This window comes from Novosphingobium sp. AAP1, from assembly GCF_001295765.1.
Lineage (GTDB): Bacteria > Pseudomonadota > Alphaproteobacteria > Sphingomonadales > Sphingomonadaceae > Novosphingobium > Novosphingobium capsulatum.
In genome coordinates, this window is the sequence record NZ_LJHO01000003.1 from 526,363 (window position 1) to 547,007 (window position 20,645).

The 20,645-nt window shown below is 64.4% G+C and carries 20 protein-coding genes; 13 read left to right on the plus strand and 7 right to left on the minus strand.

Going from position 1 to position 20,645, the window contains the following annotated elements; genetic code table 11:
• Window positions 1-5: 5 nt before the first annotated feature.
• Window positions 6-959 (plus strand): LysR family transcriptional regulator, encoded by a 954-nt coding sequence (locus IP65_RS09425; RefSeq protein ID WP_022677708.1) that lies wholly within the window; start codon window positions 6-8, stop codon window positions 957-959.
• Between the two features lie 97 nt (window positions 960-1,056).
• Window positions 1,057-2,277 carry a diguanylate cyclase gene (locus IP65_RS09430; RefSeq protein WP_022677707.1) on the plus strand — a complete coding sequence of 407 codons (1,221 nt, stop codon included), beginning with the start codon at window positions 1,057-1,059 and terminating at the stop codon, window positions 2,275-2,277.
• A 52-nt stretch (window positions 2,278-2,329) separates the two neighbouring features.
• On the opposite strand, the gene IP65_RS09435 is transcribed toward IP65_RS09430, so the two are convergent.
• Both IP65_RS09435 and IP65_RS09440 read right to left on the minus strand, forming a co-directional pair.
• Window positions 2,330-3,532, minus strand: coding sequence for an MFS transporter (locus tag IP65_RS09435; RefSeq protein WP_054131508.1), 1,203 nt, complete (start codon window positions 3,530-3,532; stop codon window positions 2,330-2,332).
• An 86-nt stretch (window positions 3,533-3,618) separates the two neighbouring features.
• Window positions 3,619-4,377: a TetR/AcrR family transcriptional regulator gene (locus IP65_RS09440; protein ID WP_022677705.1), complete on the minus strand. Its 759-nt coding sequence runs from the start codon at window positions 4,375-4,377 to the stop codon at window positions 3,619-3,621.
• Window positions 4,378-4,513: 136 nt separating this feature from the next.
• On the opposite strand from IP65_RS09440, the gene IP65_RS09445 reads away from it, so the two are divergent.
• On the plus strand, window positions 4,514-6,862 hold the full coding sequence (locus IP65_RS09445) for a TonB-dependent receptor (RefSeq protein WP_054131509.1): 2,349 nt from the start codon (window positions 4,514-4,516) through the stop codon (window positions 6,860-6,862).
• Between the two features lie 35 nt (window positions 6,863-6,897).
• Window positions 6,898-7,749: an SMP-30/gluconolactonase/LRE family protein gene (locus IP65_RS09450; RefSeq protein ID WP_054131510.1), complete on the plus strand. Its 852-nt coding sequence runs from the start codon at window positions 6,898-6,900 to the stop codon at window positions 7,747-7,749.
• A gap of 57 nt (window positions 7,750-7,806) precedes the next feature.
• On the opposite strand, the gene IP65_RS09455 is transcribed toward IP65_RS09450, so the two are convergent.
• The gene (locus IP65_RS09455; RefSeq protein WP_054131511.1) at window positions 7,807-8,631 is read right to left on the minus strand and encodes an SDR family oxidoreductase; all 825 of its coding nucleotides are present in this window, start codon (window positions 8,629-8,631) and stop codon (window positions 7,807-7,809) included.
• A gap of 230 nt (window positions 8,632-8,861) precedes the next feature.
• On the opposite strand from IP65_RS09455, the gene IP65_RS09460 reads away from it, so the two are divergent.
• The 4 genes from IP65_RS09460 to IP65_RS09475 are packed head-to-tail and all read left to right on the plus strand — an operon-like array spanning window position 8,862 to window position 11,929.
• Complete coding sequence (locus tag IP65_RS09460) at window positions 8,862-9,323, plus strand: VOC family protein (RefSeq protein WP_171794776.1); 462 nt, start codon at window positions 8,862-8,864, stop codon at window positions 9,321-9,323.
• A complete protein-coding gene (locus IP65_RS09465) occupies window positions 9,320-9,793 on the plus strand; it encodes a RidA family protein (RefSeq protein WP_054131513.1) in 474 nt (157 codons plus the stop codon). Before IP65_RS09460 ends, IP65_RS09465 begins: the two co-directional genes overlap by 4 nt.
• A gap of 53 nt (window positions 9,794-9,846) precedes the next feature.
• Window positions 9,847-11,106, plus strand: a complete 1,260-nt coding sequence (locus IP65_RS09470) for an amino acid deaminase (RefSeq protein ID WP_054131577.1) — start codon at window positions 9,847-9,849, stop codon at window positions 11,104-11,106.
• A gap of 25 nt (window positions 11,107-11,131) precedes the next feature.
• A complete protein-coding gene (locus tag IP65_RS09475; protein ID WP_022677698.1) occupies window positions 11,132-11,929 on the plus strand; it encodes an HpcH/HpaI aldolase/citrate lyase family protein in 798 nt (265 codons plus the stop codon).
• Window positions 11,930-11,978: 49 nt separating this feature from the next.
• Here IP65_RS09475 and IP65_RS09480 read toward each other — a convergent pair whose 3' ends face one another.
• Entirely contained in the window at window positions 11,979-12,749 is a 771-nt protein-coding gene (locus IP65_RS09480) for a class II aldolase/adducin family protein (protein ID WP_054131514.1), read from the minus strand.
• Window positions 12,750-12,843: 94 nt separating this feature from the next.
• On the opposite strand from IP65_RS09480, the gene IP65_RS09485 reads away from it, so the two are divergent.
• The 3 genes from IP65_RS09485 to IP65_RS09495 all read left to right on the plus strand — a co-directional run bounded on the left by IP65_RS09485 (window position 12,844) and on the right by IP65_RS09495 (window position 15,348).
• Complete coding sequence (locus IP65_RS09485) at window positions 12,844-13,542, plus strand: Crp/Fnr family transcriptional regulator (protein WP_022677696.1); 699 nt, start codon at window positions 12,844-12,846, stop codon at window positions 13,540-13,542.
• A 99-nt stretch (window positions 13,543-13,641) separates the two neighbouring features.
• A complete protein-coding gene (locus tag IP65_RS09490) occupies window positions 13,642-13,941 on the plus strand; it encodes a hypothetical protein (RefSeq protein WP_156306498.1) in 300 nt (99 codons plus the stop codon).
• A 126-nt stretch (window positions 13,942-14,067) separates the two neighbouring features.
• A complete protein-coding gene (locus tag IP65_RS09495; RefSeq protein WP_082350026.1) occupies window positions 14,068-15,348 on the plus strand; it encodes a cytochrome P450 in 1,281 nt (426 codons plus the stop codon).
• Between the two features lie 12 nt (window positions 15,349-15,360).
• On the opposite strand, the gene IP65_RS09500 is transcribed toward IP65_RS09495, so the two are convergent.
• Both IP65_RS09500 and IP65_RS09505 read right to left on the minus strand, forming a co-directional pair.
• Complete coding sequence (locus IP65_RS09500) at window positions 15,361-16,104, minus strand: arylmalonate decarboxylase (RefSeq protein ID WP_054131517.1); 744 nt, start codon at window positions 16,102-16,104, stop codon at window positions 15,361-15,363.
• Window positions 16,105-16,134: 30 nt separating this feature from the next.
• Window positions 16,135-17,343 carry an NAD(P)/FAD-dependent oxidoreductase gene (locus tag IP65_RS09505; protein WP_022677692.1) on the minus strand — a complete coding sequence of 403 codons (1,209 nt, stop codon included), beginning with the start codon at window positions 17,341-17,343 and terminating at the stop codon, window positions 16,135-16,137.
• A 146-nt stretch (window positions 17,344-17,489) separates the two neighbouring features.
• Here IP65_RS09505 and IP65_RS09510 point away from each other — a divergent pair, with 146 nt between their 5' ends.
• Together IP65_RS09510 and IP65_RS09515 are read left to right on the plus strand one after the other, a co-directional pair.
• Window positions 17,490-18,503, plus strand: coding sequence for an oxaloacetate decarboxylase (locus IP65_RS09510; RefSeq protein ID WP_231627628.1), 1,014 nt, complete (start codon window positions 17,490-17,492; stop codon window positions 18,501-18,503).
• A gap of 140 nt (window positions 18,504-18,643) precedes the next feature.
• On the plus strand, window positions 18,644-19,435 hold the full coding sequence (locus IP65_RS09515) for a helix-turn-helix domain-containing protein (RefSeq protein WP_054131519.1): 792 nt from the start codon (window positions 18,644-18,646) through the stop codon (window positions 19,433-19,435).
• A gap of 72 nt (window positions 19,436-19,507) precedes the next feature.
• Here the strand turns inward: IP65_RS09515 and IP65_RS09520 are convergent, their stop codons facing one another.
• Window positions 19,508-20,431: a polysaccharide deacetylase gene (locus IP65_RS09520; RefSeq protein WP_054131520.1), complete on the minus strand. Its 924-nt coding sequence runs from the start codon at window positions 20,429-20,431 to the stop codon at window positions 19,508-19,510.
• Window positions 20,432-20,645 lie beyond the last annotated feature (214 nt).

The window sequence follows — 20,645 nt, forward strand, 5'->3', positions numbered from 1 at the left end:
GGGGCATGACGGCTCCGCTCAACCTGGCTTCGCTCGACCTTAACCTGATGGTCATCTTCGATGCGCTGATGAAGGACCGCCATCTCTCGCGCGCCGGTGATCGGGTCGGGCTGAGCCAGCCAGCGATGAGCCACGCCCTGCGTCGCTTGCGCGGGGTACTGGGCGACGATCTGTTTATCCGCCGCGGCGGTGCCATGGATCCAACCCCGCGCGCGCTGGCCCTGGCCGACCCGATCGGCGGTGCGCTCGACCGGCTGCGCGCCGCGTTGGACACCGAGCCCGAGTTCGAGCCGGCCACGGCGGAGCGCAGCTTCACGCTTACCATGTCGGATGCGAGTGCAGCGCACCTGCTGCCCAACCTGATTCCCCGCCTGCGGACCAGCGCTCCTGGCGTGGACATCGACCTGCTGGCATCGGGCGCGCGCGAGGGGACCGAGCACCTGCTATCCGGCGCGGCCGATCTTGGCCTGGGCGTATTTCCCAACCTGCCCGAACGCCTGCACTGCGAGCCTGTCCAGACGCTGAAAATGGTCTGCATCGCCGATCGCGCGCACCCGGCACTGTCTGGCGGAATGACGCTTCAGGCTTTCCTGACGCTGCCGCATGTCGGCGTGGATATCGGCCAAGGTACCGGGGCGAATGTCGACTCGCTCATCGAAACCATGGGTCTGCGCCGCCGCATCATGCTGCGCGTGCCGCATTTCCTGATCGTTGCCAGCGTCGTGATCGGGTCAGATCTTCTCGCAGTCGTGCCATCGGCGATCCTGCGCGAGGAGGAGAAGGCCCATCTGACGATCCACGAGCTGCCGGTTGCCCTGCCGGAAATTGCCATCCACATCGCGTGGCGCGCGCGCCAATCGCAGGATCCTGCCCTCCGCTGGCTGAGGAAAGCGGTGGCAGAGGCCATACGTCAGCCGTTTTGGAGAGCCACGCCGATTCAGAATTGCGCCTGCCGCTGATTGGCCGTGGATCAAGGCACTCAAAAACCCGTCTGTTAACAATTCATTCTTGCAGCCGATGTACCCTGAAATGGGAGTTGCTGCGGGCAGACACGGGATGGACGACCTCCACGGCAAGAGTGCGGTCGATCTGCAATTCGCGCTGATCGATCAGGCGCTGGACAAGAGAGGCTTTGCGCTGCGCTTTCCGCGCGTGCTGGAAGAGCAGTTCGAGCAGGAGACCGGGCCGGTGCGGGTGCGCTGGTATGTGCGCATGGCGCTCTTGTCCCTGGCGCTGTTCGATTCGCTTATCGTGCTCGACTATTTTTCCCTGCCCGATGCATTTGGCTTGGCGTTGGTCCTGCGGTTCGGGCTGGTGACCAGCCTGACGGTCGCGGCGGTCTGGATAACCGCGCGCCATCCTCCCGCCGCCGTGCGCGAGGGGCTGCAGGTGGCACTCTCCACGATCATGGCGCTTTCCATCTATATGCTGGTCGTCGCCAGTGCGAGCCCGCTGCGCGAGAACTACCATCTGGGCATCCTGTTCGTCATGATGTTCACGGTGATGGTGCTGCGCCTGCGATGGCGCTACGCCCTCTTGGCAGCGGCCGCCACGGTGACTGTCCAACTCCTGACCCTGGCCAGTCTCCAAGACGCCTCGGTACAGTCGAAAGGCGCATCCGCCTTCCTCTCGCTCGCCTTTGCCGGTTTCGCGCTGGTGGCGCTCTACAGCCTGGAAAAGATGGAGCGGCGCGGCTGGCTGCGTTCGGTTCGCGATCGCCTGTGCGCGCAGGTTTTCGAGGAACTGTCGATCATCGATCCGCTGACCGGGCTGGGCAATCGGCGTGCCCTGGAACAGTGGGTCACTATCCAGCGGCAGGTTCATGTCGGCCGGCCGGTATCCGTGGTCATGGTCGATATCGATCACTTCAAGGCCTATAACGATACGTTCGGCCACCTTGCCGGGGACGATTGCCTGCGCCGCATTTCGGGGTTGCTGGTATCCGAGGCGCGCAAGACGGGTGACCGGGTATGCCGGTTCGGCGGGGAGGAGTTCATTGTCTTCCTCATCGACATCGATCAGCCGACCGCGATCCTTGTTGCCGAACGCATGCGGCGCGAAATTGCTGCGCGGCGCATACCGCACAAGGCACCGATCGGGCCGCCCTTTGTCACTGCCAGTTTCGGCATTGCGACAGGCGCATTGACGGATGATTTCGATCTCAATGTGCTGATCGAAGGCGCCGACGCCGCGCTCTACAAAGCCAAGCAGCGCGGGCGCAACTGCATCGAGCCGCCGCTGCTGGGCCTGGCCGAGCCCTTGCACGCCACCGGCTAAGTGCTGGCGCTGCCTGCTTTCGCCCTGCGGCGGTCAGACGACCAGCGACGCGTCAGGTCGAAGGGAACAGCTCGGGATGGGACAGAAGCCGCCGCTGGCGGGCATGGAGGCCCATGACGATGACCAGGAAGCCGAGAAGGCATGCGCCTGCGACGATCAATGCCCCTCTGCTGTCGGTGGCCGTAACGCTCAGGGCACACAGCAGCGGGCCAAGGCTGGCACCGAGGGCCTGTGCGCCGGGGACGAGCAAGGTGGCCCGCCGGGTGGGATCGACTTCGGCGGTGAAGTTGAGCTGATACGGCATCAGCAGGCCCCAGAACACGCCGAAGCAGACGGCGCACAGCGCAAAGCCGATGGGCCCGGGCAATTGAAACAGGATGACGATCAGCGCCGCGTTGCACGCCACCGAAATGCCGTAGATCCGGAAAAACGAAACCTTCGGCGCGATCGCGGCGGTCAGCAGCGACCCCACGATCGAGGCTGCCACCGTCAGCGCGAGGACGAGGCCGATCAGGTCTGATCCGAGGTGGGCTTCCGTGCCGATTTGTCCGAGGTAGGAAAAGAAGCCGAAGACAAAGGCGTAGACCAGCACCACGCCCAGCAGGCTGAGCGCGCCGGCCGGTGGCAGCTTTTGCGCGGGCTCCCCATCGGACTGATCGTCGGCGACGGCGGGCAGCCGGTTGGGCACGCCAAGCACGAAGACCGCCGCGAGCGTCGACGTGCCGGCCAGCGCCAGGAACCCGCCGTTGGCGCCCCAGGCCGGCATCAAGGTGAGCGGCAGGAGCGCCGAAAACGCCACCTGGACCAATCCCTGCAACACCATCAGCACGGCGCCGAGCTTGGAGGGATTGCGCGAGCGCGCCAGCAGAAGCGAAGGGATCGACAGCAAAACCCCCGCGCTGAATCCGGCGATCCCGCGATCGACGTACAGCAGCGGCGCTGCATGGCGCATGCTCATCACGTTGGCAGCGATCAGCGCCATGGCCGCAAGCAGCCCGCGCAGCCGCAGATGAACCGGCTGGAGCCTGGCACTGGCCAGCGCCACCCCGGAGGCAAGAGCAAGGAACTCCACCGTCACCGCGCCGCCCAGGCCCGCAGTCGATATCCGGCCTTCGTTTACCAATGCCCCGAACAGCAGCGGCTGAATGCCGGCGATCACCAGGGCAAAGGTCCCCACCGCCATCACCGCTGCAAGCTCGCGGTGCGACGGCGGATCGAGCAGCCAGGCCTGCCGACGCTTCACCGATGTAGCCATACGCGCTCTCCTCGCCGGTGGACCGCCGACGCATGGAGGCTAGCTAAAACTATACACCTGTCAATGGCGTGTCACCGCCGTCCGGCTCATGACGTGGTCAAGCGGCTCATGCCGGTGAGGATCAGGGCAGCTTCCTTGAACAGGGTCGAGCGGGCAACCCGGTCTTCTTCGAGAGCCAGTTCATCGACCACGAAGCCGAATTCGGCGCGAATGCGCAGCCTGGCCCACAGCGTTTCATCGGAAAGGTCGGTGATGGCCGGGCGGTAAAACCGGAACATCTGGTCGGTGAACCGCCGCTGCCATTCCAGCCGCACATGGGCAAGATGGGGCAGCGCGCGCATCGCGCGGATGGTCCACACGCCGCCGGGCTGCGTTTCGATGATCTCGGACGCGGTGCGAAACCAGTCTGCCAGCAGGATCGGGTTTTCGCTGGTGTCCAGCGTCGCGCCATTCTTGAAAAGCCAGACGGCAAAGGCATCGAACTGCCGCTTTTGCAGCCGTGTGGCGAGTTCCTCGATGATTTGGTACTTGTCATCGAAGTAGCGATAGAGCGCTGGTGGGGTGAGCTGCGCGCGTTCGCAGATCGCGTTGGTCGTCAGCCGCTCGAACCCGACTTCGCCCAGCAATTCGCCGGCCGCGGCGATTAGCTTCTCGTAGGTTTCGATCGCCCTGCGCGAGCGCGGAACGACCTTCGTGTCTTCCAGATCCTGGTTGCGCGCCGCGTCTCGCTTTGGAGTCGCGCGGGGGCGTGCGGCCTTGCTTCCAGCCGACGATGCGCGCGCTTTCTTGAGAACTTTATTCTCGCCTGTCGCTGTGTCTGCGACGGTTTCCGTTTTTCCTGCCATGCCTTCCCCTAACCGAAAAAGCGCCGCCACGCGACAGCTGGCGGTGGGAAATGCATCCATGACCCCCCTGTCGATCGGCCTATTGCCAAATTGATAGTTTTAGCTAACTTGTCGCAAACAGATGAGGAGCAGATCGATGGGGAGAAGCACCAAGACCAATCGCATGATCGGCGCAGCAAGCGCGACGGCGCCCATGGCACTGATCGTCGCAGCCTTGCTACCCGGCCATGCGCTGGGCCAGACCGCACCGGCTGCTGCGGGCCAAACCACGCCAGTGTCGAGCCAGAGCGGCGCTGTCGGCCAGGGTGATATCGTGGTCACGGCACAGCGTCGTAGCGAGAACATCCAGGACGTGCCGATCACCATCGAGGCGTTCTCGGGTGACTCGCTCAAGAAACTGGGCGTCGAGGCTGCCGCCGATCTCGGCAAGATTGCGACCAACGTTGTGGTCTCCCTGCCGCAAGGCGCCGGAAACCAGCCCGCGATCACCATCCGCGGGATCGGGCTGAACGTGAACAATTCCAACAATTCCGGGCCGAACGGCATCTATGTGGATGAGTTCTATCTCAGCGCTCCCACCTCGCAGGCCTTCGCGATGTTCGACCTGGATCGTGTCGAGGTGCTCAAGGGGCCGCAGGGGACGCTCTATGGCCGGAATACCTCGGGCGGCGCGATCAACTTCATCACGGCCAAGCCGACAAATACGTTCGAGGGCTATCTCGATGCGCGTTACGGCAATTTCGATACCTCGCAGATCAGCGGCGCGGTTAGCGGCCCGCTGAGCGATACGCTCTCGGCCCGCTTCGCCTTCGTCCGGAACTATTCGGAAGGGTACAATTACAACACGTTCCTCAATCGCCGTCAGAACGGCGCTGATGATGAGTCCTTCCGCGCGTCGCTGCTCTACAAGCCGACGCCGGATCTGCGCATTCTTGTTGTCGGGCATGTGTCCCATGTCGATCGGCTGCCCGACAATTACGCGCATTTCGGCGCGTTCGAGCCGGGCTCGGTCGAAACCGGATCGCCTGTGGTCTGTTCGGTCGCCGCAACCTATGCCTCGCAGTGCGTCGACATCTACAACCAGCCGAGCGACCCCAAGCGCTACTCCATCGCGTCCAGTCGGACAGAGCATCTGAAAGTGACGGACAGGGGCGTTGTCGGGCGGATCGAATGGTCGCCGGGCACGATCACCGTCACGTCCGTGACTGGCTATAATTACAACCAGCGCTTCCTGCCGGAAGACAGCGACTCCTCACCCTATCGCGAGTTGGAGGTGAACTGGGGCAACAACAGCAACGAGTTCACCCAGGAATTGCGCGTCAACCAGACCAAGGAAAACTACAACTGGGTGGCGGGTGTCTATTACCTGCACGAGCGCCTCAACCAGAACCAGGATTACGCGCTTCTGCTCGACATCGACCGGTTTTACGGTCCTGGCGCGGGCGATGGTCTGGCCAGCCGGCAGTTTGCCCGCAATACGCAGGTGACAGACGCCTATGCCGCGTTCGGGCAGGGCGAATACAACCTGACCCGCGCGCTGCGCCTGGTGCTCGGCGGCCGGTTTACCCACGAGCGCCGTTCGTTCCTGTTCAACAGCCAGGTGCAGTACCAGAGCGGCGGCATGGACAACTTCACGCCACTGGCTCAGGTTGCCGATAGCACGAGCCGCCTGCAGAATTCCGCATTCTCCTATCGCATCGGCGTGAATTTCAAGCCGATGCCTGGCGTTCTTGCCTATGCGACCCTGACGACAGGCTTCAAGGGCGGCGATTTCAATGGCGGCTTTCTCAGCCCCGACCCCGCCCAGGCCGCCTATCAGCAGCGCCCGGTGAAGCCGGAAAAGGTGACAACCTACGAAGTGGGCATCAAGACGACGTTCCTCGATCGCGCCGTCACGTTCAATGCCGCGCTGTTCTACAACGATTATCGCGACATGCAGCTGTTTGCCCTGGTGCCCAGCCCGATCGGGCCGCTCAATCTTGCGGCCAATGCCGAAAAGGCGCGCACCTATGGCGCGGATATCGACCTGACCGTTCGCCCGGTCCGCAATCTGACGTTGAGCGCGCAGGTGGGTCTGCTGAACACCAAGCTCGTGCGGTTCCTGCTGGTGGCCGATCCCACCGTGCCAGACTATTCGGGCAACCAGCTGGCGTTCTCGCCCAAGTTGAGCACGTTCCTGCAGGCGCAGTACCATATCCCGATCGGCGAAAGCCAGGCGATCGACCTGCAATACAGCGCCACCTACAAGGGCCGGCAGTTCCTGGACGCGACCAACGATCCCTATACGACGCAGCAGGCCTATTGGACGCAGGACGCACGCGTCGCGCTGACCATCTCGCAGCTTGAGCTGTCGGCCTTCGTGCGCAATCTCGGCAACACCTACTACGCCACCGCTGCGTTCAACAGCATCAGCCCGTTCGGCTACGTCCAGCCCAACTATGCGCCGCCGCGCACCTATGGCGTTGGCGCGAAGATAAACTTCTGATCCAGGCACAATCCCTCTTCAGCGAGCGAACCACCATGACCCATACCCTGACGCTGCTGGCCGACGACCTGGCCTTCGGCGAAGCGCCACGCTGGCACAACGGCGCGCTCTACCTTTCCGACATGCACGCCAACCGCGTGCTGCGCTATTCGGAAAGCACCGGGTGGGAGGTTGTGGCCGAACACGATGGTCCCGTCTCTGGCCTGGGCTGGTTGCCGGATGGCGACATGCTGGTCGTGTCGATGCACGACCGCAGGATCCTGCGCCACCGCAACGGCGTGTTCGACGTGCATGCCGATCTTTCAGGCATTGCCACGTGGCACGCGAACGACATGATCGTGGCGCCAGACGGGACTGCCTATGTCGGCAATTTCGGCTTCGATATCGACACCCATCCCATTTCGCCCTGCACCGCGAGCATCGCGCGGGTTACGGCCGATGGCACGGTGTCGACGGCGGCGGCCGGCTTGTGGTTTCCCAACGGCATGGTCATCCAGCCCGACGGCGTCACGATGATCGTTGCCGAAAGCGGCACGGGCGTGCTGACCGAACTGACGATCGCAGCCGATGGCGCGCTGGTCGAACCGCGGCTCTGGGCGCGATTGCCCGACGATGCCCTACCCGACGGCATTTGCCTGGATGCCGCCGGCTGCGTCTGGGCTGCCTCGCCTACATCCCGCGAAGTGCTGTGCCTGCGTCGGGACGGCGAAGTGGTCGATCGCATCGCGACCGAGCAGGAAGCGATCGCCTGCGTGTTCGGCGGTGAGGACCGGCGCACCCTGTTCTTCCTCACCGCCGACAGCAGGACGCCGGCGATCGCGCGCGACGTGCGGACGGCCCGGGTCTATGCCGTGCGAATGGACGTGGCCGGCGCCGGCCTGCCCTGACCGATCATCGTTGCAGAAGGTGCCTCGGTCCGCGCACGCGGGCCGAGGCACGCTGTTTCAGGCCGCTTCGCTCTTGCTCTTGCGGCGCTCCGCCAGGTTATGTGCGCCCAACTGCTCGGCCTGGCCGGCAATCTTCAGCAGTTCGGCCGCATTGCCACCCAGCCGCCGCACGAACTTGGCACGGTCTGCGGGCATGAACACCTCCAGCTTGCGCCGGCGCATCGCCTCCAGCACCACTTGCGCGACATAGTCGGCACTAACCGCGTCAGAGAGGAATGCCATGGGCACTTCGTCGCTGGCCGCCTCTGCCTCCAGCATCGGCGTTTCCGTCGATGTGGGGTGGACGATCGTGAAGTTCAGCGGCGAATCCCGCTCTTCCATGGCCAGGCCGAGGTGGAAAGCGCGCAGTGCGAACTTTGCCGCGGCATAGCTGGCGAGCCCCGGGAAGGGCAGGAACGCGGTCATGCTGCACACCGTGACGAAGTGTCCATGCCCCTGTTCCCGAAAGCGCGGCAACGTGGCGACCATGCCGCGCATTGGCCCCATGGCATTGACTTCGAGTGTCAGCGCATGATCGTCCATCGCCACGTTGCGAACATAGCCGGTCCGCACGATCGCCGCGTTGTTGATCAGCACGTCGAGCCGGCCGTACTGCGCCCATGCCAGGTCGAGCGCCGCAGACCATTGCGCGTCCGAGGTAATGTCGAGCGCGACGCTTTGCGCGCGCTCGCCGATGTCCTGGGCAACGCGGTCCGCGCCGGCAACATCGATGTCGGCGATCAGCACCCTGTGTCCCTGCGCGGCAGCAGCGCGCGCGATGGCAGCGCCGATGCCGCTTGCGCCACCCGTCACAAGGACAATCTTTTCCTTCGTCTTCCGCATTCGTCTTCCTCTCTGAACCGACGGCAATGGCACCCCCGCCCAAATGGGGCCGGCGTGCCGCCTGCGCGGAGACTCTCGCAAGCGGCGCAGCCCTGACGGAGGTGCCCCCAAGCCTTGGTAGGGCGTCCACGCGCGGATTGACAGATAAAAAATATAGTGAAAGCTATACAGATTGAATGGTCTGCGGATATGATGGTTCGTCCGGTGCGGACAGGAGAAGGAAGATGGGGATGGCGGAGCCAGAAGCACTCGCGGCAACAGCCGTCGGCGGCGGGCATTTTCGGATCAGGGGATTGTCGCATCTCGCGCTCGTCGTGGCCGACGTGGCGGTGACCACGGCCTTTTATCGCGATCGCCTGGGCATGGCGGTGATCCACGACGGCAGGGCCGAGACGGTGCCGAACGCAAAGGGCATGATCGGGCAGCTGCTGCTGGAACTGGAGCAGCGCGAGGCCAAGACTGGCGCCGATACCATCACGCCTGCGCTCACCGTGGACGATATCGATGCCGCGTTCGCGGCGCTGGCCGATGTGCGCATCGGCGTGGCGGACCAGCCCGACGAGATGTTCGGCGTCCGCTATTTCTCGGTCCGCGATCCCGATGGGCGCGCGGTTGAGCTTATTGCCTTCCCCAACGGGGAGGCTGACCTGGGCGCCTTCGGGCGCAAATTCTTGGAAGGCAGCGCCGCATGACCCAATCGCTTTCACCCGAAGCCCGCTTGGAGGAACTCGGCCTCGTGCTGCCGCCGGCGATCCCCTCCATCGCCAACTTTGCGCCTGCCCTGCTCGATGGCGGCTTGCTCTATCTTTCCGGGCAAGGCCCGCGCGATGCGACCGGCTACCGCTTTGGCAAGGTCGGTGCCGACGTTTCTGCGGACGAAGCGCGCGAGCATGCCCGGCTGGTGGGCCTTTCGCTGCTTGCCGTCATACGCCATGAACTCGGCTCGCTCGATCGCGTCCGGCGCGTGGTGCGCCTGTTCGGCATGGTCAATGCGACGCCGGACTTCGTGCTGCATTCGCGCGTGATCGACGGCTGCTCTGACCTGATGTGCGCGGTGTTCGGCGAGGAGGCTGGCCGCCACGCGCGATCGGCAGTGGGCGTGGGCTCGCTGCCGGGGAACATCACGGTCGAAATCGAGGCCGTTGTCGCGGTGCATCCATGAGCGGCGCAGAGCAGACCCCGCTGCGCTTCGATGGTGATCTGTCGGGCACGCTCATGCCCTGGGACAAGGGGGTGCCGGGGGGCGGCGGACCGATCCCGCTGGCAGACGTGGCGGGCAAGCGCTGGAATCTCTTGCGAGAAGACCTTCCCCTGCCGGTCGCGGTGCTGGACGGAGACAGCCTGGAGCGCAACAGCCGCTGGATGCGGAGCTTTGCGGCCGAGCACGGCGTGGCGCTGGCCCCGCACGGCAAGACCACGCTCGCCCCGGCGCTGTTCGACCTGCAGATGCGCGATGGCGCGTGGGGGATTACGGTATCGACACCCCACCAGATCGCCGTTGCCGTGGCGGCCGGTCACCGGCGCATCTTTGTGGCGAACCAGCTGATCGGGCGCAGCGGCATCGCCTATGTGCTGGATCAGCTTGAGCGGGACCCTGAGCTTGCCATCTATTCGCTGGTCGATTCGCTCGATCTGGTCACACAGCTCGCCGCCGTCGCGGCCGAGAAAGGCGGTCGTCGTGCGCTGCCGGTGCTGGTCGAAATGGGTTTTGAAGGCGGGCGCACCGGATGCCGAACGGTGGAGCAGGGCCTTGCCGTCGCGCGGGCGGTGGCGGCCTCGCCGTACCTCGAACTTGCCGGGGTCGAAGGCTTTGAAGGTATTATCCGCAAGGCGGACCTGGAATCCACGCTCGACGCCGTGAACGCCTTCCTGGGCCAGGTTGTTATGCTTGCACAGGCGTGTGACCGGGAAGGGCTGTTCGCCTCGGACGATGTGCTGCTGAGCGCGGGGGGATCGGGCTTTTTCGATCTGGTCGTTACCGCGTTCAACGCCGCGCGGTTGGAGCGCCGAACCACCACGCTGCTGCGCAGCGGCTGCTACATCACGCACGACTCCGGCCTGTACACGTTCCTCTTCTCCCTGCTGAACATGCGGGCGCCCGAACTGCTGGCCGAGGATGCGCCAAGCCCGGCCTTGCGCGTCTGGGCCTATGTGCAATCCATGCCAGAGCCCGGCCGCGCGATCGTCACCATGGGCAAGCGCGATGTCGGCTTTGACGAGATGCCCAAGCCGGAGCTTTGGCATCGCCCCAGCGCAGACATGTCGGCGCCGCAGGCGCTCACGCCAGACCATCAGGTCATCGCACTCAACGACCAGCACGGGTTTCTCGATATCCCGCACGAATCCCCGCTGCGGGTGGGCGACATGATCGGCTTCGGCATCTCTCATCCGTGCCTCACTTTCGACAAGTGGCGGGTGCTGCACGTGATCGATGGCGCGTTCGACGTCATCGGATCGATCCGGACCTATTTCTGAGCACGCAAAAAACTGGAGAGGAATTATGGCAAACCCGCTTATCGAACGCCTGAAGCGCGGCGAAGTCTGCGTCAACGGGTGGCTGCTGGCACCTGACAGCTATGTTGCCGAGATCATGGCGCAGACCGGCTGGGATAGCCTGACGATCGATCTGCAGCACGGGCTGCATGACTATCGTTCGGCAGTAGAGAGCCTGCAGGCCCTGCATGGCCGCGGCCCGGTGCCGCTGGCGCGCGTGCCGTGGAACGAGCCGGGCATCATCGGCAAGATCCTGGACGCGGGCGCATGGGGCATCATCTGCCCGATGGTCAACAATGCCGAGCAGGCGCGAGCGCTGGTGGATGCCTGCCTCTATGCGCCGCAGGGTGCCCGCTCCAACGGGCCGGTTCGCGCCGGTTTCTATGGGGCGGCGTCGCCCTATCAGGGGATCGCCAATGCCAATGTCCTGGTTCTGCCACAGATCGAGACGGTCGAGGCGGTGGAGAATCTGGAGGCGATCCTCGATGTGCCGGGCATCAGTGGCGCCTATGTGGGGCCGAGCGACCTTGGCCTGGCGATGGGGCTCGCGCCCGTGCTCGATCGTCAGGAGCCGGAAATCCTGGCCATCTACGATCGCGTGATCGCGGCCGTGCGTGCGCGCAATCTTGTCGCTGGCATCCAGAACGGAACGGCCGCCTATGCCGCGGAAATGGCGGCGAAAGGCTTCCAGATCGTGACCGTGGCCACCGACGTCAATCTGATGGGCATGGCCGCGTTCCAGGCCGTGACGACGACGCGCTCGCTGATCAAGCAGTCGGCATCCGCAGACGCCGCGACCGCCTGATCATGACCAAGAGCTGGTGCGCGGCCTGGCCCGCGCACCAGCTCTTCCGTCAGTCGCGGTAGCTGGGATCGATGCGGTCGAGCTTGCGCAGCAGCGCCGGCCATGCCAGCCGCTCTGCCACCAGGCCCATGCCGGCAGGCGATGATTGCAGCGCGACCTTGGACAGCGTTTCGGGTGGCGGAGCATGCAGCGCATCGCGACCGGCCGACAGCATCAGGACCTGCGCCTCGCAGGCGCGCTCAAGGAAATAGAGACGCAGGAAGCAGGCAGCGACGCTTTTGCCGACCACCAGTGTGCCATGGTTGCGCAGGATCATCAGGTTGGCGTCTCCCAGATCAGCCACCAGGCGTTCCCGCTCCGCCAGATCCACCGCCAGCCCTTCGTATTCATGATAGGCCAGGCCGCTGCCGGCGATCATCGCGGTCTGGGTGTGGGGCAGCAGCCCGCTCTCCATGGCCGAAACAGCCTGGCCATGCGGGGTGTGAAGATGCATCACCGCGGCCGCGTCCTCGCGCGCCATGTGGATCGCCGAATGGATCGTGAAGCCGGCGGGATTGACCGGGTGCGGCGTCGGGCTCACCGGATTGCCATCGACATCGATCTTCACGAGGCTGGACGCGGTGACTTCCTCGAACATCAGGTCGTATGGGTTGATCAGGAAATGATGCTCTGGGCCGGGGATGCGCGCGGACAGATGGGTGAAGATCAGGTCGTCCCAGCCGAAATGGGCGACGAGCCGATAGGCCGCGGCCAGGTCGATCCGGATCTGGCGTTCCGCCGCTTCCACGGAATCAGGGGCTTGCGTGGCGTTCAGGGTCATGCGTCTCTCCAGTGGTTATTGGCGCAAGGATGCCACAGGCCGGCTGGTGGCTTTGTCGATTGGCCGACATTCCTTGCGGCCCAAGGATGATCGAATGACAAAGGAAGCGCAGTTCCTTGCGGCCATGCAGGGCAAGAGCGAATGGTTTGCGAGCCTGGCCGATCCGATCCAGGCGCAGCTGGCCGCCGCCGCGCAGGTGCGCCGGGTCAAGGATGGCGAGGCGGTCTATCGCCAGGGCGATGCGCCCGACGGGCTGTACGCCATGCTGCAGGGCCGCGTTCGCCTGATCGCGTGGAGCCCGGGCGGCGTCGGCTGCCTGCTGCTGCTCGCCGCCGAGGGCATGTGGTTCGGCGAAGTCTCGACCATCGATGCCGCGCCCCGCCAGCAGGACGCCATCGCGCAAGGGGCTTGCCAGGTTGCCCGGATACCGCTTGCCGCGATTGCCGAGATTGCCGCACAGCAACCCGAACTGTGGCGGCATATCGGCCGGCTGGCCTGCACGCATCAGCGCCAGGCGATCAGCCACATTCAGGATCTCCTCAGCCTGCCGCGCGCCGCCAGGGTGGCCAAAGTGCTGCTCGCATCAAGCGCGGGTGACGATGCCCCGGTGGCGATGACCCAGGACGAACTTGCCGGCACCTGCGGCATGGGACGGCAGACTGCCAATGCCATTCTGGGCACGCTGGAGCAGGCCGGCATGGTGCGGCTGGGCTATCGCGTGATCTGGATTCTCGATGCGGAACGCCTGGCGCGCGTCGCCATGGGCGAAATCTGCCGCACCAACAAAGAATAGTATTTACTATATGAAATTTTGCGGTAGCGTGTGGCAACAGGCACACCGCTTGCCGGCGGGCAGGCGTCCACCGCGCGGCGAGCCAGGGAAGGAATATCTATGTCTGTTGCCGGAACATGGAACATCATCGTCAACTCGCCGATGGGGCCGATGAAAAGCGTGACCACCTTCACGGTTTCGGGGGATAGCCTGACCGGCATTGCCACCGATGCAGATGGCGCGCCGCACCCCATCCAGGACGGCAAGATCACCGGCGATAAGGCGCGTTGGAAGATCGACATCACCAATCCGATGCCGCTCTCGCTCACGTTCGATGGCACCGTGGCCGAAACCAGCCTGAGCGGCAGCGTTTCGGCCGGCCCGTTCGGCGCGTTCTCGTTCACCGGCGAGCGCGGCTGAGCACCTTTTAGCGCACCTGCTTCGACCCTGGCGGGCCGGGGCGTGCGCGGATCATCCACCCATCCTTCCACGTCCGGTTCCGGCGCGCCCATCGCCCCGGGGCTTGCTTGTCCGGGGCAGTGTTCCATGTCAGCGCAACCATTGCAGGGCGACGTCCCGCGCCGGTCGATCAGCGACCTTACGGACCTACCCCATCCTTTCGAAGCGGGTTTTTCCGAGGATTTCGCCGCGCTGTTCGTAACTGCTGAACGGCTGTTCAAGGCGGGTAGCAAGCGCATCGTCGTGTTTCGTGGCGAGGATCTGCGCAAGATCGCCGCGCTTCCGGCGGTGGGCAACATGCCGCTTCGCGCCCTTGCCGAGCGGGCGATGGAAGAGGCGGGGGACGATCAGGCCGAGCACGACCAGCCCGATGTGTCGAACTTTGGCCGCATCCTCTTCAATCAGATTTTCACCGCCAATCCGCCGCTCCACGGCCCGACCCGCCAATTGCTGGCCAAGCCGTTCGGCATGAAGCAGGTGGCCGCGTTCGACGATCTGGTACGCGGCGTGGTGGACAAGGTCCTGGCCGAGGTTGCCGGGGCGGGCGAGATCGATTTCGGGTTCGACTTCACCGAACAGGTCACTGCGGGATTCTGGGGCGCGCTGATCGGTCTTACGCCATCGGAGCAGCGCCAGGTCGTCGAGCAGGTGCGCGCGATGACGCCATTCTTTTTCCTCGTGCGCACCGCTGCCGAGACGGTTGAGGCCAACGCGGCCATCGGTGCCTATCTGTCGCTGATGGCCACGGCGATCGAACGGACATTGGCCGAAGGCAACAATCCGCTGCTCGCCACCATGGCGGCGGAGTTCGACGCGATCACGATTGAAGGCAAGCCGGAAAGCGTGGCGCTGTCGCTGGCCGCCAATCTGATCGACGGGTTCCATACCGCCGCGCTCGCTGCCGCCAACGCCACATATCAGCTGCTCCGCCATCCCGCTGCGGCGGCAGAGGTGCGGGCGGACCCGCAGCGGGTTGGCGCCGCGATCGATGAGGGCCTGCGGATGTCGTCCCCGGTCATCGTGACACACCGCTATGCGCTGGAAGACTTCGTGTTCGACGACGTGCTGGTGCCGGCCGGAACCGCGATTGCCATGCTGTGGGCGGCAGGCAATCGCGATCCCGATATTTTTGAAGACCCCGGCACATACAGGCTGGAGCGGATGCGGCGCTATGACGCCACCTTTGGCGGCGGCATCCACCTGTGCCCGGGCCGCAATATCGCCCGGTTGATGGTTCATCGCATGCTCGCCCGGCTGTTCGCCCCTGACGTGCGGATCGAACTGGCCGGGCCGGTGGAGTGGATCACCCAATCGACCATGCGCCAGCCTTACCGCATGCCGGCGCGGATCGACATGGTGCCAGGCTAGGCTGTTTATGGCCTAAAATTCCGCCAGCAGCCGCCCCAGGCCGGAAATGCGGTCCTTGATCCCAAAGCTGCGGAGCGCGTGCCAGTAGGTGGCGGTGTTGATCGCGATCACCGGCTTGCCGAGGCGGGCCTCGTGCCGCGCGGCGATGTCGACCATCGACAGGTTGGTGCCGACCTGGACGATGGCGTCGACATCGTCGCCATCGAGATGGTCGATGACAGCGTCGAGCCGATCGGGCGTGACTTTGGCGATATCGGTCCAGCGGCGGCATTGCAGCGGGACATCACGCTTCACCGCAAAGCCGCTTTCTTCCAGGAAGCGGCGGACTTCGGCGTTGGCGACAGGATAATAGGGCGAGACGAAGCTCACCGATTTTGCGCCATAGGCATGGAGCGCAGCGGCAACCGATTCCGCGCCGGTAGACGCGCCTACGCCCGCCACCTCCTTAACCTGCGCCTTCCATGCCCGTGCGCCATCGACGCCGCCGTAGAAGGTGACGGCCGACATGCCGAGCACGAGGTAGTCGGGCTTGCAGGTCATTACCGATCGCACCGCATCGAGGGTGTTTTGCGCAATCGCCGTGGTGCCGGCGATGAAGTCCTCGTTGGTGAGGGCGTAGGGGTCTTCCACCCAGATGCGCGAGACGTGGTTGGTCACGCCGTCGGGGCGCATTCGCTCCATATCGGGTTGGACGACGGTGTTGGTCGAGGGCGCGACCACGCCGAACAGCGCGCGCCAGCCCAGTACGTCGGTCATTTTTGCAGGTCTCCTGTAGTCACCACGCCGTCACGCGATCTGCGCGGCGAGGTCGAGGCTTTCGAACATGGCCTGGCGCAGCATGTAGGCGCGGCGCTTGTCGTCATCGGCCAGGATATCGAGCATGGCGCGGCGACGGGCTTCATGCGCATTGTCCTGGTTGCCGCGGATGAATTCCATGTTCTGGCGGGTCTGCGTCTGGGTGAACGTGTGCGTCACCGTGCGGCGCTGGCGGTCGAACAGCGCCAGGCCTGCCTCGGCACTCGTGTTGCCGGTGATTGCCGGCGCCAGCTTGTCGAACAGGTTGAACGCGTCATGGATGCCCGAATTCATGCCGAAGCCGCCGAGCGGGTTGTTGAGGTGGGCGCTGTCGCCGATCAGCATCACGCGGCCTTCGCGGAACGACTTGGCGACGCGCTGGTGCACCCGGTACAGTGTGCGGTGTCGGGTTTCCACACTCGCGCCGTCGCCGGTGATGCGGTCAAAAATGGCGTTCTTGTTGGCATCCGAGCGCAGCGTCGTCTCGTCCACATCGCCGTTGACCGGCACCAGCACCCGCCACAGCGAGGGCACACGCAGCAGCACCAGCCACTCGGCGGGGTCGCTGACGTAGTTCACGTAGGCGAGGTTGGGCAGGTAGTCTGCCAGCTCCACCTCGGTGGACAATGTCAGGAAGCGCTCGGGATAGGTGAAGCCATCGAATTCGATGCCCAGCCACTTGCGCACGATCGAATTCGCCCCGTCGGCGCCGATCAGGTAATCGGCGCGGATCGTCTCGACGCCGGTCATGGTTTCTACCCACAGGTCGACCCCGGCCTCGTCCTGGCGGAATGTCAAAAGGCGGCTGTTGAAGCGGATGTCGGCGTGCGGCAGTTGGGCGAGACCTTCCGCCAGTGCGCGCGAGAGATGATACTGTTCGCACTGGATACGGAAGGGATAGCGCGTGACGTCGGCGATCTCGGAGAGGTCGAACGCGATCACTTCGCCGCTGGCGCGGTCGCGCCAGTGGAACACCGGTGCTTTCAAGCCACGATCGAGCAGCATTCGGGTGATGCCGATGCGGTCGAGCATCTCGAGCGTCGGGGGATGAAAGGTGGATGCGCGCAAGTCTTGCGCGCAGTCGGCGCCCGTCTCGAGCACGATTACCGAGATACCTTCCTGCGCCAGCAGAGTCGCCATGACCGTGCCGACGGGTCCGGCACCGGCGATGGCCACCTGGCAGCGATTATGCCCTGTCATTTCCGCATTCTCCGATCAGCACCGGCCCATCGCAGGAGCCGGTGAACACCCGGCGGTTATGAACGCGACCACGGTGCCAGGAGCAGGACGCGGGCACTCTATCCACCTGCCGGTTAGGCGATCAGCACGCGTGTTTTTCCAACCACTTGGCAGCGCTGGAGAGGCTTGGCCCGGGCGGCTGGCTCACCGCCTGTCGGCGATTTTTGGGGCAAGCGGCGGCGCGCGCAGCCGCGCATGCGAACGCCTTGGCAACGGGCCCTGCAGTTCGGGGTCGATGGAAAAGGCAGGCAATTTCGATGGCGGACCCTCTTTTGCGTGCGCGCCTGGCCGAGGGTCGCTTCTTCATGGTGCCCGGCGTGCAGGACATGATCGCTGCCGTGATCGCGCGAAAGGTCGGTTTCGAGTTTGTCTACGGCACTGGCTACTGGCTGACTGCCTCGGCCTTTGGCCTGCCCGACGCCGGCATCGCGACCTATACGCAGATGCGCGACCGGATGGAGACCCTTGTGCGCACCAGCACCGCGGCTGTCATTGCCGATGGTGATACCGGCTATGGCGGCATTATCAACGTGCATCACACGGTGCGCGGCTACGAGGCTGCCGGGGTCACTGCGATCCAGCTTGAGGATCAGGAGTTTCCCAAGAAATGCGGGCATATGCCCGACAAGCGGATCGTGCCGGTGGAGGATATGGTCGAGCGCATCAAGGTTGCCTGTGCGGCACGGCACAGCCGCGATTTCGTGGTGATTGCCCGCACCGACGCCCGCCAGTCCGAAGGCGAGCAAGGGGTGCTGCGGCGGCTGCGCGCCTATGCCGAGGCCGGGGCCGACGTGCTCTTTCCCGAAGCGCTGGTCGATGAAGAGGAAATGGCAAGGGTCTGCGCCGAACTGCCGCTGCCCTGCATGGTCAACATGGCAAACGGCGGGGCCAGCCCGATGCTGGAGCCGACGCTGCTGGCAAAGCTCGGCTTCGCCTTTGCGATCTACCCCTCGCTGACCAGTCTGGCTGCGGCGCAGGCGATGGAGACCGTGCTGCGCGCGCTCAAGGACACCGGCGCCGGAGACCCTGAGGGACTGTTTGATTTCAGGGAATTTTCCGCATTGATCGGGATGGACGAGGTGCGCGAATTCGAACGCCGATGGGCGCGGCCATCCGTCTAGGCGGCGTGCAGGATGGCACGATCTGGGCGTGGTGCGAGGCTGATTTATCCGCCTGTCGGATAAAACCTTGATAAAATCGGTGAAACGTCATTTTCTCGTCACTCTTTGATCCCGGTCAAAGACGTGGGGAAATTGGTCACATGGAAAAAGGCGTTCCGATTCGGTCCATCACCCGCTCGATCGCGGCGCTGCGCGCGATCAACCGGGCAGGTTCGCTCAACATGATGGAGATCGCCAAGGCGTCGGAGGTGCCATACGCCACCGCCTGCCGGATCGTGCAGACGCTGCTGTATGAAGGGCTGATCGAGCAGGAGCCGGCGCGCAAGCGCTACCGTGCGACGATGCTGGTGCAGACGCTGGCCACCGGATACCAGCAGGACGATGCGCTGGTTCGTGCCGCGCGGCCGCACATTGTCGAGTTGACGCGCCGGTTCGGTTGGCCAGTGTCGATCGCCGTGCGGGTGGGGCGCGAGATGATGCTGCGCGATTCCACGCATTCCAACTCGTCGCTCACGTTCGAGCACTATTATCCGGGCTTTACCCTGCCGATCCTCGACAGCGCGTCGGGCAAGGTCTCGATGGCCTTTGCGCCGGACGAGGAGCGCGAGATGATCCTGCGCTTCATGCGTGTGTCGCAGGACATCGACCTAAATTACCTGGCAACGGCGGAAGTCGGCCTCGATGTCGAACGCATCCGGGCAGATGGCTATGCTGTGCAGGGGCGCAACTATCATAACCTGACACCGGGCAAGACCTCGTCGATCGCCGTGCCGATCTTCCGCAACGGTCGCTTCGAAGGGGCAATGACGCTGGCATTCTTCGTGGCGGCGATGAAGCTGTCGGAGGGGATCAACCTTTATCTGGCCGACATGAAGGCGACCGCCGAGGCGATCAGCCACGCGCTCAGCAACGAGGTCATGGGTCACGCCTGACCAGGCGTGGGCCTGATGAAAAAAAGGGGGCGGCATCGTGGATGCCGCCCCCTTTTTGTTGCTCGCCCGGCCTCAGGCGCCGCGCGTCAGCTGGCCAGGAATGTGGCTTTCATGATTGGCGAGATACCATTCGGCGATTTCCTCGCGGGTGGCCCACCACACGCCGGGCAATGACTTGGCGTGCGCAATGAACTCGCGCAGCGCGCGCACGCGGTGCGCACGGCCCGATACGTGGGGGTGCAGGCCCACGTTCATGATCCGCCCGGTTTTGGCACCCTCGGCATGGAGCACGTCCAGTTCCTCGATCAGTGCATCGCGGAACTGGTCGGTGGTGTAGTTCTTGCGGGTGATGAAGGTAAAGTCGTTGATCTCGTTGGAATAGGGTACCGAAACGATCGGGCCGTGCGGGGTGCGCAGCAGGAACGGCTGATCGTCGTTCATGATGTCGCAGTAAAAGGTGCAGCCATATTCGGCGAGGATATCGGCAGTCTGCATCGTGCCGCGCAGCGACGAGGAGAGCCAGCCCTTCGACTTGCGCCCGACATAGTTTTCGAACTGCGCCAGGCTGCGCAGCACGATTTCGCGTTCTTTCTCGGGTGCTTGCGCAAAGCTGGTGAGCAACTCGCCCTGTTCCCAGTTGTGCGTCAGCAGCTCCCACCCGCGTTCGAGCACCGCATCGGTCATCGCCTTGCGGCGTTCGAACGTGACGGCATTGGTGGTGCAGCTGGCCTTGACGCCCATTTCGTCGAACAGTTCGATCAGCCGCCAGATGCCCACGCGCTGGCCATATTCGCGCCAGGTATAGTTGGGAAAGTCGGGCGTGTTGCCGGGCAGGGTGTCGGGCAGGATCGACGGACCACCGGCGTAGTAGGGCTTGTCGGTATCCTTGGTAAGGTCCCAGGTTTCCAGGTTGAAAGTCAGGATCAGCGCGACGCGGGCCCCGTTCGGCCAGATCAGGGGCTTGCGCTGCGGCAGCGGGACGTAATCGTATTCCATGGTGCAACTCTCTGCTGAAACCGGGACCGAACCCCAATGGGGTGCAACGGGACGAATACCTACCTTTGCGGCCGTGGTGTCGATCCGGTCGCCCGCGATGACCACCAGTCGGATAGGCCGGGCGGGAAACCGGGCGCACTCCGGCCGGATGCTAGCTTGAAGGTGAATCGCCAAGGCTTTGCAATGGCCTGCATGCACGAAGGAAAGGCACGCC